General features: G+C 64.4%; 12 protein-coding genes. 5 read left to right on the forward strand and 7 right to left on the reverse strand.

Annotated elements, in window-relative coordinates; translation table 11 throughout:
* Window positions 1–141 precede the first annotated feature (141 nt).
* Window positions 142–1,644: an NAD(P)/FAD-dependent oxidoreductase gene (locus tag OWC48_RS25925; protein WP_282522504.1), complete on the reverse strand. Its 1,503-nt coding sequence runs from the start codon at window positions 1,642–1,644 to the stop codon at window positions 142–144.
* A gap of 125 nt (window positions 1,645–1,769) precedes the next feature.
* Window positions 1,770–2,528: a trypsin-like serine protease gene (locus OWC48_RS25930; RefSeq protein ID WP_282522505.1), complete on the reverse strand. Its 759-nt coding sequence runs from the start codon at window positions 2,526–2,528 to the stop codon at window positions 1,770–1,772.
* A 109-nt stretch (window positions 2,529–2,637) separates the two neighbouring features.
* On the opposite strand from OWC48_RS25930, the gene OWC48_RS25935 reads away from it, so the two are divergent.
* Window positions 2,638–3,273: an HAD-IA family hydrolase gene (locus OWC48_RS25935; protein WP_282522506.1), complete on the forward strand. Its 636-nt coding sequence runs from the start codon at window positions 2,638–2,640 to the stop codon at window positions 3,271–3,273.
* 121 nt (window positions 3,274–3,394) lie between these two features.
* Here OWC48_RS25935 and mtnA read toward each other — a convergent pair whose 3' ends face one another.
* The 3 genes from mtnA to OWC48_RS25950 all read right to left on the reverse strand — a co-directional run bounded on the left by mtnA (window position 3,395) and on the right by OWC48_RS25950 (window position 5,949).
* On the reverse strand, window positions 3,395–4,504 hold the full coding sequence (gene mtnA / locus OWC48_RS25940; RefSeq protein WP_282522507.1) for an S-methyl-5-thioribose-1-phosphate isomerase: 1,110 nt from the start codon (window positions 4,502–4,504) through the stop codon (window positions 3,395–3,397).
* Window positions 4,505–4,522: 18 nt separating this feature from the next.
* Window positions 4,523–5,398, reverse strand: a complete 876-nt coding sequence (locus tag OWC48_RS25945) for an S-methyl-5'-thioadenosine phosphorylase (protein ID WP_282522508.1) — start codon at window positions 5,396–5,398, stop codon at window positions 4,523–4,525.
* A 278-nt stretch (window positions 5,399–5,676) separates the two neighbouring features.
* Entirely contained in the window at window positions 5,677–5,949 is a 273-nt protein-coding gene (locus OWC48_RS25950; protein ID WP_282522509.1) for a phosphopantetheine-binding protein, read from the reverse strand.
* Window positions 5,950–6,308: 359 nt separating this feature from the next.
* On the opposite strand from OWC48_RS25950, the gene OWC48_RS25955 reads away from it, so the two are divergent.
* The 4 genes from OWC48_RS25955 (at window position 6,309) to OWC48_RS25970 (ending at window position 12,763) form a co-directional block, all read left to right on the forward strand.
* Window positions 6,309–7,526, forward strand: a complete 1,218-nt coding sequence (locus OWC48_RS25955) for an acyl-CoA dehydrogenase family protein (protein WP_282522510.1) — start codon at window positions 6,309–6,311, stop codon at window positions 7,524–7,526.
* 65 nt (window positions 7,527–7,591) lie between these two features.
* Window positions 7,592–8,572 (forward strand): amino acid--[acyl-carrier-protein] ligase, encoded by a 981-nt coding sequence (locus OWC48_RS25960; RefSeq protein ID WP_282522511.1) that lies wholly within the window; start codon window positions 7,592–7,594, stop codon window positions 8,570–8,572.
* A gap of 95 nt (window positions 8,573–8,667) precedes the next feature.
* Window positions 8,668–9,543, forward strand: coding sequence for an acyl-CoA acyltransferase (locus tag OWC48_RS25965; protein ID WP_282522512.1), 876 nt, complete (start codon window positions 8,668–8,670; stop codon window positions 9,541–9,543).
* 352 nt (window positions 9,544–9,895) lie between these two features.
* Entirely contained in the window at window positions 9,896–12,763 is a 2,868-nt protein-coding gene (locus OWC48_RS25970; protein WP_282522513.1) for a PAS-domain containing protein, read from the forward strand.
* Window positions 12,764–12,795: 32 nt separating this feature from the next.
* Here the strand turns inward: OWC48_RS25970 and OWC48_RS25975 are convergent, their stop codons facing one another.
* Window positions 12,796–13,095: a hypothetical protein gene (locus tag OWC48_RS25975; protein WP_282522514.1), complete on the reverse strand. Its 300-nt coding sequence runs from the start codon at window positions 13,093–13,095 to the stop codon at window positions 12,796–12,798.
* Between the two features lie 126 nt (window positions 13,096–13,221).
* On the reverse strand, window positions 13,222–13,692 hold the full coding sequence (locus OWC48_RS25980) for a MarR family winged helix-turn-helix transcriptional regulator (RefSeq protein WP_282522515.1): 471 nt from the start codon (window positions 13,690–13,692) through the stop codon (window positions 13,222–13,224).
* Window positions 13,693–13,755 lie beyond the last annotated feature (63 nt).

A 13,755-nucleotide genomic window follows, 5' to 3' on the forward strand; every position in this document is an offset into this window, starting at 1 on the left:
CAGGGAGTAGTTTGGCGAAGACTCGGAGTGGTCAGCTCGCTGTATAACCACTCCCTGTGGTTATGGGTCCCGGGTTCGCTTCGCGCCCCGGGACGACAGCCGTGTGTGTCGCGATCGTCCCCGCCTCTTACGCGAACTCCCTCATCCGTAAACAAACGCCCCGTCGTCCAGATCCGTCTTCGGGATCTCGTCCTTCTCGGTCCAGTAATCCTGGCTGTGCTGCCATTCCGGCTTGTCGCCGCGCTTGGGGAGCAGGTCCATGTTGCGCATGATGTAGCCGGGGTTGAAGTTTTCCGGATCGATCCAGGGCAGGATCGGCATGTTGTGGTCCTCAGGCCGCAGCCTGACCTCGACCTTCTTCGTGCCCTTGGCCTTCATATGGCCGAGCAGCCGGCAGACGAAATCGGCGACGAGGTCGACGCGCAGCGTCCAGCTCGCGCGGAAATAGCCGAACACCCAGACCATGTTCGGCACGCCCGTGAACATCATGCCGCGATAGGTCACGGTGTCGCCGAAGGCGAGCGGCTTGCCGTCGATCTCGAAGGCGATGTCACCGAGCGCCGCGAGATTGAAACCGGTCGCGGTGACGACGATATCGGCTTCCAGCAGCTTGCCGGACTTGAGCTGGATGCCGTTCTCGACGAAACATTCGATCTCGTCGGTGACGACGGACGCCTTGCCGCTGGCGATGCCCTTGAACAGATCGGCATCGGGCACAAAGGCGATGCGCTGCCGCCACGGCCGGTAGGTCGGCGTGAAATGCGTCTCGACGTCGTAATCCGGCCCGAGAACCGCGCGGATCTGGTCGATCAGATCCTTTTTCACCTGCTCCGGCTTGGCAATGCAGAGCTTCGTGAAAGCATCCTGCTCGAACAATATTTTGCGGCGGACGATCTCATGGATCCACTCCTCGTCCACCTGAAGCCGGCGCAGCTCCTCGGCGATCTCGATGGCGTTGCGGCCGAGACGGAAATAGGTCGGCGAGCGCTGCAGCATGGTGACATGCGCGCAGGCGTCGGCGATGTTCGGCACCAGTGTCGCCGCGGTCGCGCCGGATCCGATCACGACGACCTTCCTGTTCGCGAGGTCGATATCGTCGGGCCAGCTCTGCGGATGGACGATGCGGCCCTTGAAGCGGTCCATGCCCTTCCATTCCGGCGTGTAGCCTTCCGAATGGCGGTAGTAGCCCTGGCACATCCAGAGGAAGTTGGCGGTGAAGGTCTTCGCCTCGCCGGTGTCCGTCGTGGTCGCCTCGATGGTCCAGAGATTTTGCTCGCTCGACCAGCTCGCGGAATTGATCTGGTGCTTGTAGCGGATGTGCCGGGCGATATCGTTGTCGTCGATCACCTCGTTCATGTAGGCGAGGATTTCATCGGCGGTCGCGATCGGCGGGCCGACCCAGGGCTTGAAGCTGTAACCGAAGGTATGGAGATCGCTGTCCGAGCGAATGCCGGGATAGCGATGCGTGCTCCACGTGCCGCCGAACGTCGCCTGCGTTTCCAGGATGACGTAGCTCGTGCCGGGAAGCTGCTTTTCGATGTGATAGGCGCTGCCGATGCCGGAGATGCCGGCACCGACGATCAGCACGTCGAAATGTTCAGAGGCCTGTTTGGTTGTGGCGTGACTGCGGACAGCGACATTCATTGTTGCTTCTGTGCCTTGCTTGTTTTTGTGGCCGTCCTTGACCGGACGGCGCGTTTCCTCCGCGACGGGCGTGGTCGCCCATCGCGCTTCCGCATTAAAATGACATAGATCAATTCGTGGTCAAACTATAACGCCGCACCCCAGCTCCGCGCGGTCTGCAAAATCCAGTCGCGATAGAGCGTGAGCGGTGTGACGCCGGTCAATCCGCCGCAGCCGGCGGCGCCGTTCGGCCCCGTGGACCAGCTGATGACGCCGACAAGCACCGGACCGTTCGGCTTGTCCTCGAACACCGGACCGCCGGAATCGCCGGTGCAGGCGCCAATTCCGTCGCGAACACCGTTGGTTACGGGATCGACCAGCCGGATCTGGAACGTGCCGGGCTGGCCCGTGGCCACGAGCCCGGCAACGCGCGTCGCGCCGCCGCTCTTGCCGTCGCCACGCACGGTGACGCCGATACCGGCGATGACAAAGCGGCTGCCGACCTGGATTGGAATGGTCGGCGCACCGACCGACACCGTCGATTTTCCCTTGAGTGGAATTTCCAGTTGCAGCAATGCCACGTCCGCGGTGGCGCGATGCGCCTGCATTGCCTGCATGTTGAAGTTCGGATGGATCGCGACGGTGCGCACATTCAGCAATTGCGGCGTACCGTCAGCGCCGCGATCGACGATCTTGTAGTCCGCGCCCGGCTGCACGCAGTGGGCGACAGTCAGCACGACCTTCGGGGCGATCAGGCTGCCGGTGCAGAAATTGCCACGCGAGCCGACGATGGTGACGACCGCGCGCGCGACACCATCGGCCTGCGGCGTGCCGCCGCCGACGATGGCGTGTGCGGGCGTGGCGAGCAGCAGCGCGGCTGCGATGAGGGTTGCAAGCTTCTTCATGGGAACACGCCTTGGCGTCAGCATCGGTGACGGCGGGGATTGCTTCGGACTGGCCCTTGCCGATAGCGCATGCTAGCGCTCTTGGGAAGGAATTGACGAGGGCGGGATCTTGACGATCGAGGCTGTGATCTTTGATTTTGGCGGCGTGCTGACGAGCTCGCCATTCGAGGCGTTCGCGCGCTACGAGGCCGAGCGCGGTCTGCCCGTCGACATCATCCGGCGCACCAACGCCGCCAATCATCTGGAAAACGCCTGGGCCAAGTTCGAGCGAGCCGAGGTCGATATCGACACCTTCGACAAGCTTTTCGCCGAGGAATCGCGCACGCTCGGCGCGGAGGTGCGCGGCCGCGACGTGCTGCCGCTGCTTCAGGGCGATCTGCGTCCCGAGATGGTCGAGGCCCTCAAGCGCATCAAGGCGCAGTTCAAGACCGGCTGCATCACCAACAATCTGCCCGCCAACGCGATCGGCAGCATGACCGGGCGCTCACTCTATATCGCCGAGGTGATGGTTCTGTTCGACCATGTCATCGAATCCGCCAAGATCGGCCTGCGCAAGCCCGACCCGCGCATCTACAAGCTGATGGTCGAGACGCTGAAGGTCGACCCGAAGAAGTGCGTCTATCTCGACGATCTCGGCGTCAACCTGAAGCCCGCGCGCGAGATGGGCATGACGACGATCAAGGTGACGAGCGGCGCGCAGGCGATTGCGGAGCTTGAGGCGGCGACGGGGCTGAAGTTGGGGTAGCTGGCGCGTCATTCTCCGTCATTGCGAGCGCAGCGAAGCAATCCAGACTGTCTCCGCGGAGGCATTCTGGATTGCTTCGCTGCGCAATGACTGCGCTGCACGGTCTTGCCTGGCTGACTGACTACTCCGCCGCGGCTACAATCCGCTCCGGAAATGCCGCCGCGAGCGAGGCACGGTCGGGCTTCAGCACGCCGCGTTCGGTGATGAGGCCGGTGACGAGACGTGCCGGCGTCACGTCGAACGCGTAATTCGCGACCGGCGAGCCCTCCGGCACGATGCGCACCGTCTCCAGCCGGCCGTCCGCCGTGCGGCCGGTCATGTCGGTCACCTCCGCGCCGCTGCGCTGCTCGATCGGAATGTCGCGGATACCGTCATCAACAGCGAAATCGATCGTCGGCGACGGCAACGCGACATAGAACGGCACGCCGTTGTCGTGCGCTGCAAGCGCCTTCAAATATGTGCCGATCTTGTTGCAGACATCGCCATTAGCGGCGACGCGGTCGGTGCCGACGATGGCGAGATCGACCATGCCGTGCTGCATCAGATGTCCGCCGGTGTTGTCGGGGATGACCGTGTGCGGCACGCCGTGATGACCGAGCTCCCAGGCCGTGAGCGAGGCGCCCTGGTTGCGCGGACGGGTCTCATCGACCCAGACATGGACCTTGATGCCACGCTCATGCGCCAGATAGATCGGCGCCGTTGCGGTGCCCCAGTCGACGGTCGCAAGCCAGCCCGCATTGCAATGAGTCAGCAAATTGACCGTCTCGCCCGGCTTCTTCTTTGCGACGATCGCCTCGATCAGCTTCAGCCCGTTGCCGGCGATGCCGCGGTTGATCTCGACGTCCTGCTCGACGATCTCGTCGGCGCGCGCGTAGGCCGCCTCCGCCCGCTCGACCGGATCGACCGGCGCGAGCGCCGTGCGCATCTCGTCCAGCGCCCATTTCAGATTGATCGCGGTCGGCCGCGCCACGACCAGCGTGTCATAGGCGCGCTTGAGGCCGGCGTCGGATGAGTCCTCGCGCATGGCGAGCGCCATGCCATAGGCCGCGGTTGCACCGATCAGCGGTGCGCCGCGCACCAGCATGTCGCGGATCGCGACCGCTGCGTCTTCGCATGACGTCAGCTTCGCAACGATGAACTCATGCGGCAGCCGGCGCTGGTCGATCGCACCAACCGACCAGCCACCGCGTTCGCGCCAGATGCTGCGGAAATGCTTGCCGTCAACCTTCATGGCATTCTGCCTTTCGTATCACGCCCGCAGGATGCGCCCGGCCACCGCATCGAGCTTCTTCAAGAGCTCGGGATCGCGCGCCTCGGGCGCCGTGATCAGCGCGGTGTCGAGCGCCCGGTCCGAACCGATCGGGCACGGCTCGTGCTCGCGCGGAAAGTCTTTCGCGAGCCGCGCCACCAGCGCCTTGGCCTTGTCGGCGTTCGAGCTCAGCACGCGGATGATGTCCTGGACGGTGACGGCGTCGTGGTCGGGATGCCAGCAGTCGAAATCCGTCACCATCGCGACCGTGGCGTAGCAGATCTCGGCCTCACGCGCGAGCTTTGCCTCGGGCATGTTGGTCATGCCGATCACGGAATAGCCAAGAGTCTTGTAGGTCATGCTTTCCGCGTAGGTGGAGAATTGCGGCCCCTCCATGCAGACATAGGTGCCGCCACGCGCAAACGCGATGGCCTCGGCTTCAGCTGCCGCCGCAAGATGGATGCGCAGCCGCGGCGAGACCGGATGCGCCATCGACACATGCGCGACGCAGCCCCTGCCGAAGAACGAGCTCTCGCGCTTGTGGGTGCGATCGACGAACTGGTCGACGAGAACGAAGGTGCCAGGTGGCAGCTCCTCCCTGAACGAGCCGCAGGCCGAGAGCGAGATCAGGTCGGTGACGCCGGCCCGCTTCAGAACATCGATGTTGGCGCGATAGTTGATGTCGGAGGGCGACAGCCGGTGCCCCTTGTCGTGCCGCGGCAGGAACACGATCGGCAGGCCGGCAATGGAGCCGCGCCGCAGGGGGGCCGATGGCTCGCCCCAGGGGCTCTTGATCACCTCTTCGCGCGCGCCCTCAAGACCCGGCAGATCGTAGATGCCGGAACCACCGATGATGCCCAATACCGCCTGCGTCATGCCTGCTCCACCCGCTCGCCATATGCGACATGGTTAAGCTATGCCAGTTTTGCGGCGGTTTTGGAACGGGGGCGGTGGGGCGATGCCGGTGCTGTGAGGGGCCTGGAGTGCTCGCCTCACTCTCAGTGTCATCCCCGCGAAAGCGGGGACCCATAGCCACAGGGCGCAGTTTGGCGAGGATTCGTCGTTCTGTACCGCGACCTTCAACGATCGATAGATTCCGCGGTATGGGTCCCTGCGTTCGCAGGGACGACCCGGGGAGAGATAGGTACGTCTAATTAAGCCGCCGTCGCCAGCTGCAGCTGGGTCGCGACCATCCGCTGCAGCGTCTCGACCGACTGGAAATTCTCGGGCGTGATCTCGGATTGCGGGATAGTGAAGTCGAACTCGGCTTCGACGCCGAGCATCAGATTGACCATGTCCATCGAGGTCAGGCCCGCATCGACGAGCTTCGCCTGTGGCGTGATATCCGCGGCGAGCGAGTTCTGCTCGAGGATGCCCTTCACCAGCTTGATGATGCGATCGCGCAATTCGGTATCGAAGGCCTGCATCGGTAAATTCCCATCTGTCTATTCAACGGTCGGACCGGCTGCCGGCTACGATGGGCACGACGGGCCGATCCCACAATGGGCGCCACCATTACTTCGCCTTTCTTAGTAAACGATGACTCAGATTGTCTGGAATTCCGGGTTCTTCCAGATCCCTAACGCGATCGCGGAAATTCCGGCGATGCAAACAACCCGACCTTAACTGTTCGTTCGGAATTGGGCTTTGTTTACCCTCTATTTCATCGACGAATTTGAATTAAATCCGTAGCCTCGTCTCACAACTAAAGATGGTCGGAGGATCGCTTCAGCGGCATCGCGAATGATGCTGGCGATCCTGAACGGCAAACCGGAGGCGGACGAGTATGAACGTGCGTGAAGCAGTCCTCACTGTCGACGAAACGCAAACGAGCTTTCTCGAACACGGCCCCTCCCTCATCGAACGCGCCACCCGGACAGCCGCTGCGGCGGCGGCCGACGCGGACGGGGTCGATCGCGACGCCCGCTTCCCCCACAAGGCTTTCGAGGTCGCGCGCGAGCAGAAACTGCTCGGCGTCATGATCCCGGTCGAGTTCGGCGGCCTTGGCGCTTCGATCTACGACGTCACCGACATCTGCTACACGCTCGGGCGCGCCTGCGCCTCGACCGCGATGATCTATGCGATGCACATCACCAAGGTCGCCTGTGTCATCAGGCACGGCCATGGCATCCCCTGGATGGAAACGATGATGCGCCGGGTCGCCCGCGACCAGTGGCTGCTCGCCTCCTCCACCACCGAAGGCCAGAACGGCGGCAACATTCGCGCCAGCGCAGCAGCAGTCGACCACGCCGGCGACGCAGTCTCGCTGGTGCGCGACGCCACCGTGATCTCCTACGGTGCGGAGGCCGACGGCCTCGTCACCATCGCCCGCCGCGCCACCGAGGCCGCCGCCTCCGACCAGGTTCTGCTGGCCCTCGCCAAGGACGATTATTCGCTGAAGCAGACGCAGGGCTGGGAGACGCTCGGCATGCGCGGCACCTGCTCGACCGGCTTCGAGCTCAAGGTCGATTGCCCGGCCGACCGCATCTTCCCGGAATCCTATGACAAGATCCATGCCCAGACCATGACGCCGTTCGCGCATCTGTGCTGGTCCTCGGCCTGGGCCGGCATCGCCGCTGCGGCCGTGACCCGTGCGCAGGCTTTCGTTCGCAAGGCGGCCCGCAGCTCGGGCGGCCAGATGCCGCCGGCCGCGGCGCATTTCACGGCCGCGAAGATGTCGCTGGCCAAGCTGCGCGCGCTGATCGCAGCCAATGCCGACACCTTTGCCCGCGCCGAGCATGACGAGCGCGCGCTGAGCTCGCTCGATTTCCAGTCCTCGATCACGCTGTTGAAGGTGCAGGCCTCCGAGCTCGCGGTCGAGACCGTGATGCATGCGATGCGCACCGCGGGCCTCTCCGGCTACCGCAACGACGGCGAATTCACCATGGGCCGGCACCTGCGCGACGTGCTGTCCTCGCCGATCATGATCAACAACGACCGCATTCTCGCCAACGCCGCCACTGCGACGCTGATGAGCGGCATTCCGGCAAGCCTTCGAGACTAGAAAGCCTTCGCGACTGACGTGCCTTTCGGCCAAAAAGAACAATTTCAGATAGCAGGAAGTCGAACATGAACATTGCTGTTCTCCCCAGCTCGCCCGAGACCGCGCCGCAAATCGCGGATCCGCTCGATCATCTCGCCGACAAGCTGTTCCACCCCATGGGCTCGGACGGCGTATACGCCCGCACCGCGCTCTACGAGGGCGTCGTCGAGCGTCTTACCGCCCTGATCACGAGCCATCGCGAGACCGGCACCGAGGTCATGCGCTTTCCGCCGGTGATGAGCCGGGCACAGCTCGAAAAATCCGGCTATCTCAAGAGCTTTCCCAACCTGCTCGGCTGCGTCTGCGGCCTGCACGGCACCGAACGCGAGATCGACGCGGCGGTCAGCCGCTTCGATGCCGGCGGCGACTGGACTTCATCGCTCTCGCCGGCCGACCTCGTGCTGTCGCCCGCCGCCTGCTACCCGGTCTATCCGATCGCGGCGAGCCGCGGAGCTTTGCCGAAGGGCGGCCTGCGCTTCGACGTCGCCGCCGACTGCTTCCGCCGTGAGCCGTCGAAACATCTCGACCGGCTGCAATCGTTCCGGATGCGCGAATATGTCTGCATCGGCAGCCCCGACGACGTCGCCGATTTCCGCGAGCGCTGGATGGTGCGCGCGCAGGCGATCGCCCGCGACCTCGGCCTGACCTTCCGCGTCGACTATGCCAGCGACCCCTTCTTCGGCCGCGTCGGCCAGATCAAGGCGGTGAGCCAGAAGCAGCAGCAGCTCAAATTCGAGCTCCTGATCCCGCTCCGCTCGGAGGATCAGCCGACCGCCTGCATGAGCTTCAACTATCACCGCGAGCATTTTGGCACGACCTGGGGCATCCAGGACGCCAATGGCGAACCCGCGCACACCGGCTGCGTCGCCTTCGGCATGGACCGCCTGGCCGTCGCCATGTTCCACACCCACGGCACCGATCTCGCCACCTGGCCCGCCAAGGTGCGGGAGATCATGGGCATGCAGCCGTTAGCCACGGCCGACGCCCATGGTGAAGGCTGGCGCTAGAGCATGATCCGGAAAAGTGCGGGACGGTTTTCCGAAAAGATCATGCCGAAACGATAGAGCGAACGAGGCCTCCCATTTCCACGGGTAAAACCAGCGTGATCCACACCAAGGTTCGATGCCGCGAGATCACCGAGGCCGACGTCGATGCGGTCGCGGACCTGCTGACGCGCGGCTTCGTCGGCCGCTCGCGCAACTACTGGATCCAGGGCCTGCGCCGGCAGGCCTTCCGGCCCGTGCCGGAGGGCTATCCGCGCTTCGGCTACATGCTCGACAATGACGGCGCGCCCGTCGGCGTGCTGCTGCTGATCTACACGGCGCGAAAGCACGGCGAAGAGACCGCCATCCAGTGCAATTTGTCGAGCTGGTATGTCGATCCGGCCTACCGCAACTACGCCCCGTTGCTGACCAAGATCGCGCAGCGGCACAAGGATGTCACCTATCTCAACATCAGCCCGGCGCCGTGGACCTGGCCGATCATCGAGACGCAAGGCTTTCGTGCCTATTGCCACGGCATCTTCTTCTCCGTGCCCGCACTCGCGCGCCCTCCGCGCTGGAGCAAGATCGAGGTCATCTCGCAGCACGCCAAGACGATCGATGGGCTGACCGACGACGAGACGCAGCTCCTCACGCGGCATGCCCGCTACAATTGCCTCAGCCTCGTCTGCCGCACGCCGAAGGGAACGTTCCCCTTCATCCTGCAGCCGGTGCGCATCCGCCGCGGCTTCATCGCACCGCCCGCGATGAAGCTGATCTATTGCCGCAGCGCCGCCGAATACGCCGCCTGCGCAGGCCGCATCGGCCGGCTGCTGCTGCGACTCGGCAAGATCTCGGTGGCGATCGATTCCAATGGCCCGATTCGCGGCCTCCCCGGCATCTACACCGAGCGGCGCGGCCGTAAATATTTCAAGGGTCCGCACCGGCCGCAGCTCGGCGACCTCACGGACACGGAACTCGTGCTGTACGGGCCGTAGGGGATCGGCTCAGAGCCCGCACCTTAGTCCCGTCATTCTGAGGTGCTCGTCGTGCGCAGCGCGGCGAGCCTCGAAGGATGAACGGCCGGGATGCAGCCGGGCCGTCGCCCTTCGAGGCCTCCGCTTCGCTCCGGCACCTCAGGATGACGGCGGTAGGTCGGTGCTCGCGGTACGACCTCGCCATTCAGATGCCGAACGCGTCTTCGAACGTCTCCCCGGCACACACTCTACGCATCGCCGGTCACCCTCCGTAAACTACGGCGCTTAAGGGAATTTTCCCGCCTCTTCGCTACCCTCCGCGGTTGAATTACGTTGCGTTAGGTCTATTGCCCGGCGAGACCCTGTCGATCCCATGACGTCGCCCCGCGACAACGAACTTGGAGCACGCCGCGAACAGGGCCCGCAGGCCCTGGTCTCGCTGAGCCAGCTCGCGCTCGACCGCATGGAGCAGGGTGTCTGCGTCTACGATGCCGACAACCGGATCGTGCTGGTCAACCAGCGCTATCTATCGCTGTTCGACATGTCGGCCGACATCGTGCATGTCGGCACGAGCTACCGCGAGGTGCTCGCGCACAGCGCGGCGCGCGGGAACTTTCCGCAAGACGAGGTCGACGCGCTGTATACGAAGCGGATCGCGCAGATCGCAGGCGGGAAGCCGTTCCGCACCGAACAGACACTCGCGAGCGGACTCGTCATGGCGCTCGAGCTGAAGCCGCTTCCCGGCGGCGGCTGGATGACGATCTGCGATGACGTCAGCCGCCTCGCCCGGCTCGAGGCGGAATTGCGCGTGCAGACGGAGCGCAGCCAGCACGCGCTCGCCAACATGTCGCATGGCCTCATCATGTACGATGCCGACAGCCGTGTCGTCGTCTGCAACGAGCGGTTCCTGAACCTCTACGATCTCGATTCCGACATTGTGAAGCCGGGCGTCGCGCATTGCTCAGTGATCGAACACTGGATGTCGCGTGGCAACCTGCCGGGCATGCCGAGTGACGAGTTCCGCCACACACGCCTGGAGGACGCGCGCGCTCGTAAGGCGAAGACCCTGCTGGTGATGCGCTATGACGGCCGGATGGTGCAGGCGGTGTCCCGCTTCCTGCCCGACGGCGGCTGGGTGACGGTGCATGAGGACGTCACCGAGCGGTTGCAGTACGAAGAAGCGCTGCGGCAACAGAACTTCATCCTCGATGCGGCGCTGGAGAACATGGCGCACGGGCTCGCCTTCTACGACAGCGACATGCGCTTGCGCGTCTGCAACACCACCTACCGCAAGATCTACCGGCTGTCGCCGGAGGAAACCAGGCCTGGCACCCATCTCGGCGAGCTGATCGAGCGGTCGATGGTGAACGGGGCGTTCGCCTCCGAATACAGTCCGCGACAGCTGCTGGAAGCCGCCAGCGCGAGGATCGCGAACCACGATTCCTCGCCGATGCGGCGGCGCATGTCGAACGACACCGTGATCTCGGTGCGCTACTGCGCGCTGCCCGAGGGCGGCTTCGTCGCCACCTACGAGGACATCACCGACCGCGAGCGCGCGATCGAAGAGCTGAGCGAGCAGTACCGCCGCTTCGACGCGGCGCTGAACAACATGAGCCAGGGCCTGTGCATGCTCGATGCGAGCCTGCGCGTCATCGTCTGCAATCGCCGCTACATCGAGATGTATGGGCTGTCGCCCGAGATCGTGAAGCCCGGCGTCTCGATGCGCGAGATCATGCAGCACAGCTGCGATCTCGGCATCCACCCGAACACGACCGCCGCGAAGATCTATGCCGACTATGTCGAGAGGCTGCGCGAGGGCGAACACACGCTGCACCGCCACCTGAACGACGGCCGCATCATCAAGCTCAATCACAAGCGGATGGAGCATGGCGGCTGGGTCGTCACCTATGAGGACGTCACCGAGCGCCACAAGGCCCAGGCCCGCGTGGCGCACATGGCGCAGCACGATTCACTGACCGACCTGCCCAACCGCACGCTGTTCCGCGAGAAAATGGGCGAGGGACTGAACCAGGTCGCGATCGCCGGCGGTGCGATGGCCGTGCTGTGCTTCGACCTTGATAATTTCAAGATCGTCAACGACCGCCTCGGCCACGCCGCCGGTGATCGGCTTCTGCGCTGGGTCGCGGCACGGCTGAAGGAGAATGTCGGCGAGCATGACACCGTCGCCCGCCTCGGCGGCGACGAGTTCGCCGTTCTCCAGCGCGGACCGCAGCCGCAATCGGCGGAACGGCTCGCTCGCCGCCTGGTCGAGATCATCGGCCACCCGCCGCCGCTGGAAAGCCAGTCGATCCATGTCGGCGTTTCCGTCGGCATCGCGATCGCGCCGGATCACGGGCTCGATGCCGACGAGCTGATGAAATGCGCCGACCTCGCACTGTACCAGGCCAAGGCCAAGGGGCGCGGCGCCTACCAGCTGTTCGAGCCCGAGATGGAGGAAGAGGCGCGCAGCCGGCACGCGCTGGAGCACGATCTGCGCAGCGCGCTTGAAGCACGCGAATTTCACCTCGTGTTTCAGCCGCAGGTGCGGCTCGACACCACCGAGCTCACCGGTTTCGAGGCGCTGCTGCGCTGGAAGCACCCCTCGCGCGGCTTCGTCTCCCCCGCCGAATTCATTCCGCTCGCGGAAGAGAATGGGCTGATCGTCCCGATCGGCGAATGGGTGCTGCGCACGGCCTGCGCGACCGCGGCATCCTGGCCCGATGTCACTGTCGCGGTCAATTTGTCGCCGGTGCAGTTCCGCGCGCGCGGACTGGTGGCGATGGTCACGAGCGCGCTTGCGGAAGCCGGCCTGCCGCCGCGGCGGCTCGAGCTCGAGGTCACCGAGACGGCGCTGCTCGACGACAGCGAGGCGACGATCGAGATCCTGCATCAGCTCCGCGCGCTCGGCGTACGCGTCAGCCTCGACGATTTCGGCGTCGGCTATTCCTCGCTGAGCTATTTGCGCAAATTTCCGTTCGACCGCATCAAGATCGACCGCTCGTTCGTCGGCACGCTCGGCGAAAGCCCGGAGAGCGTCGCCATCGTCCGCACCATCGCCAGCCTCGGCTCCGTGCTCGGCGTCGAGACCACGGCGGAAGGCGTCGAGACCATCGAGCAGCTCGACTTCGTCCGCGAATGCGGGTGCACCGCAGTCCAGGGCTATTATTTCGGCAGGCCGTGCCCGGCAGCCGAGGTCGGCCACGCGATCGAGCGACTGAACGCGGTCAGGCGCGTGGCGTGACGCTCCGCTTCACCTCGCCGCTCTCTCTATCGTTACGCCCGACACGACCTCAGGCGATTGAGCGTGGCACGATCGGCCGATGCGAGCGCATTGCTCCACTCCCGTTCGGAGAGGTCTCCGACCAGGCTGGAAAGGCTGATGGCAAGCGCACGAAGCCGCGCATTCTCCTCAAGAAGCAAGAAAACGTCGTTCGACGGGGATTCATCGTCAGAAAAGCTAGCGCCTTCGCAGAGCTGCTGCGACAAGAGTTCGAAAGACTCATCACGCACGATATCTTCGGCAGTGGAAATCAGCTTCTGTCTCTTATGACGCACTAAATCTTCATCACTCATGGCAAATTCCCCAACTCAGGACATGCCTCCAACCGCATTTGGATACATCGATTGAGTCGGCGGCGGATTTGAGTCCGAAATGGGCTCGCAGGGTGTGCGCCTCGTGTCCCCCGCCGCCTCACTTGCTCATTCGTTCGCTTCACCGGCGTCTTTCAGACCGGCTCGCAGTGCGGTCACGACGCGATGGGCCACGTCGATATCCCTGACCGACAATCCATCCGCAAGGCCGTTGACCCACGGGACCTGCAAACGGCCGGCGGCATCGTAGACCTGCCTGCCGTTGTCGGTGAGGACCACGAGCTGCGCCCGGCGGTGATGCGGGTTGACCTCGAACACAACGAGACCATCGCGCGCGAGGTCGTTGACGATGCGCTGCACGTTCTGGCGATTGGCGCCGAGATTGCGGGCGAGCCAGGCGACCGGCTCCGGCCGCTCGGCGTCGGCGATCGCCCCCAGTATCTGCCAGCGCGCGCTGGTGAGACCAAGCGACGTCACCAGCCGGTCGCCGGCGGTCAGAAGCAGGCTGTTGGCACGGAACAGGTCGAGGATGAGGCCGGTCAGGGCTTCGCCCGCCGGGGTCCGCTTGGCCTTGTTCATTTGGCACTATTGCTCCGTATTGACACCATGATGTCAAATACCTATATCCGGGACTGTCGAATT

Origin of the sequence: Bradyrhizobium sp. Arg816 (assembly GCF_029989365.1) — a bacterium.
Lineage (GTDB): Bacteria > Pseudomonadota > Alphaproteobacteria > Rhizobiales > Xanthobacteraceae > Bradyrhizobium.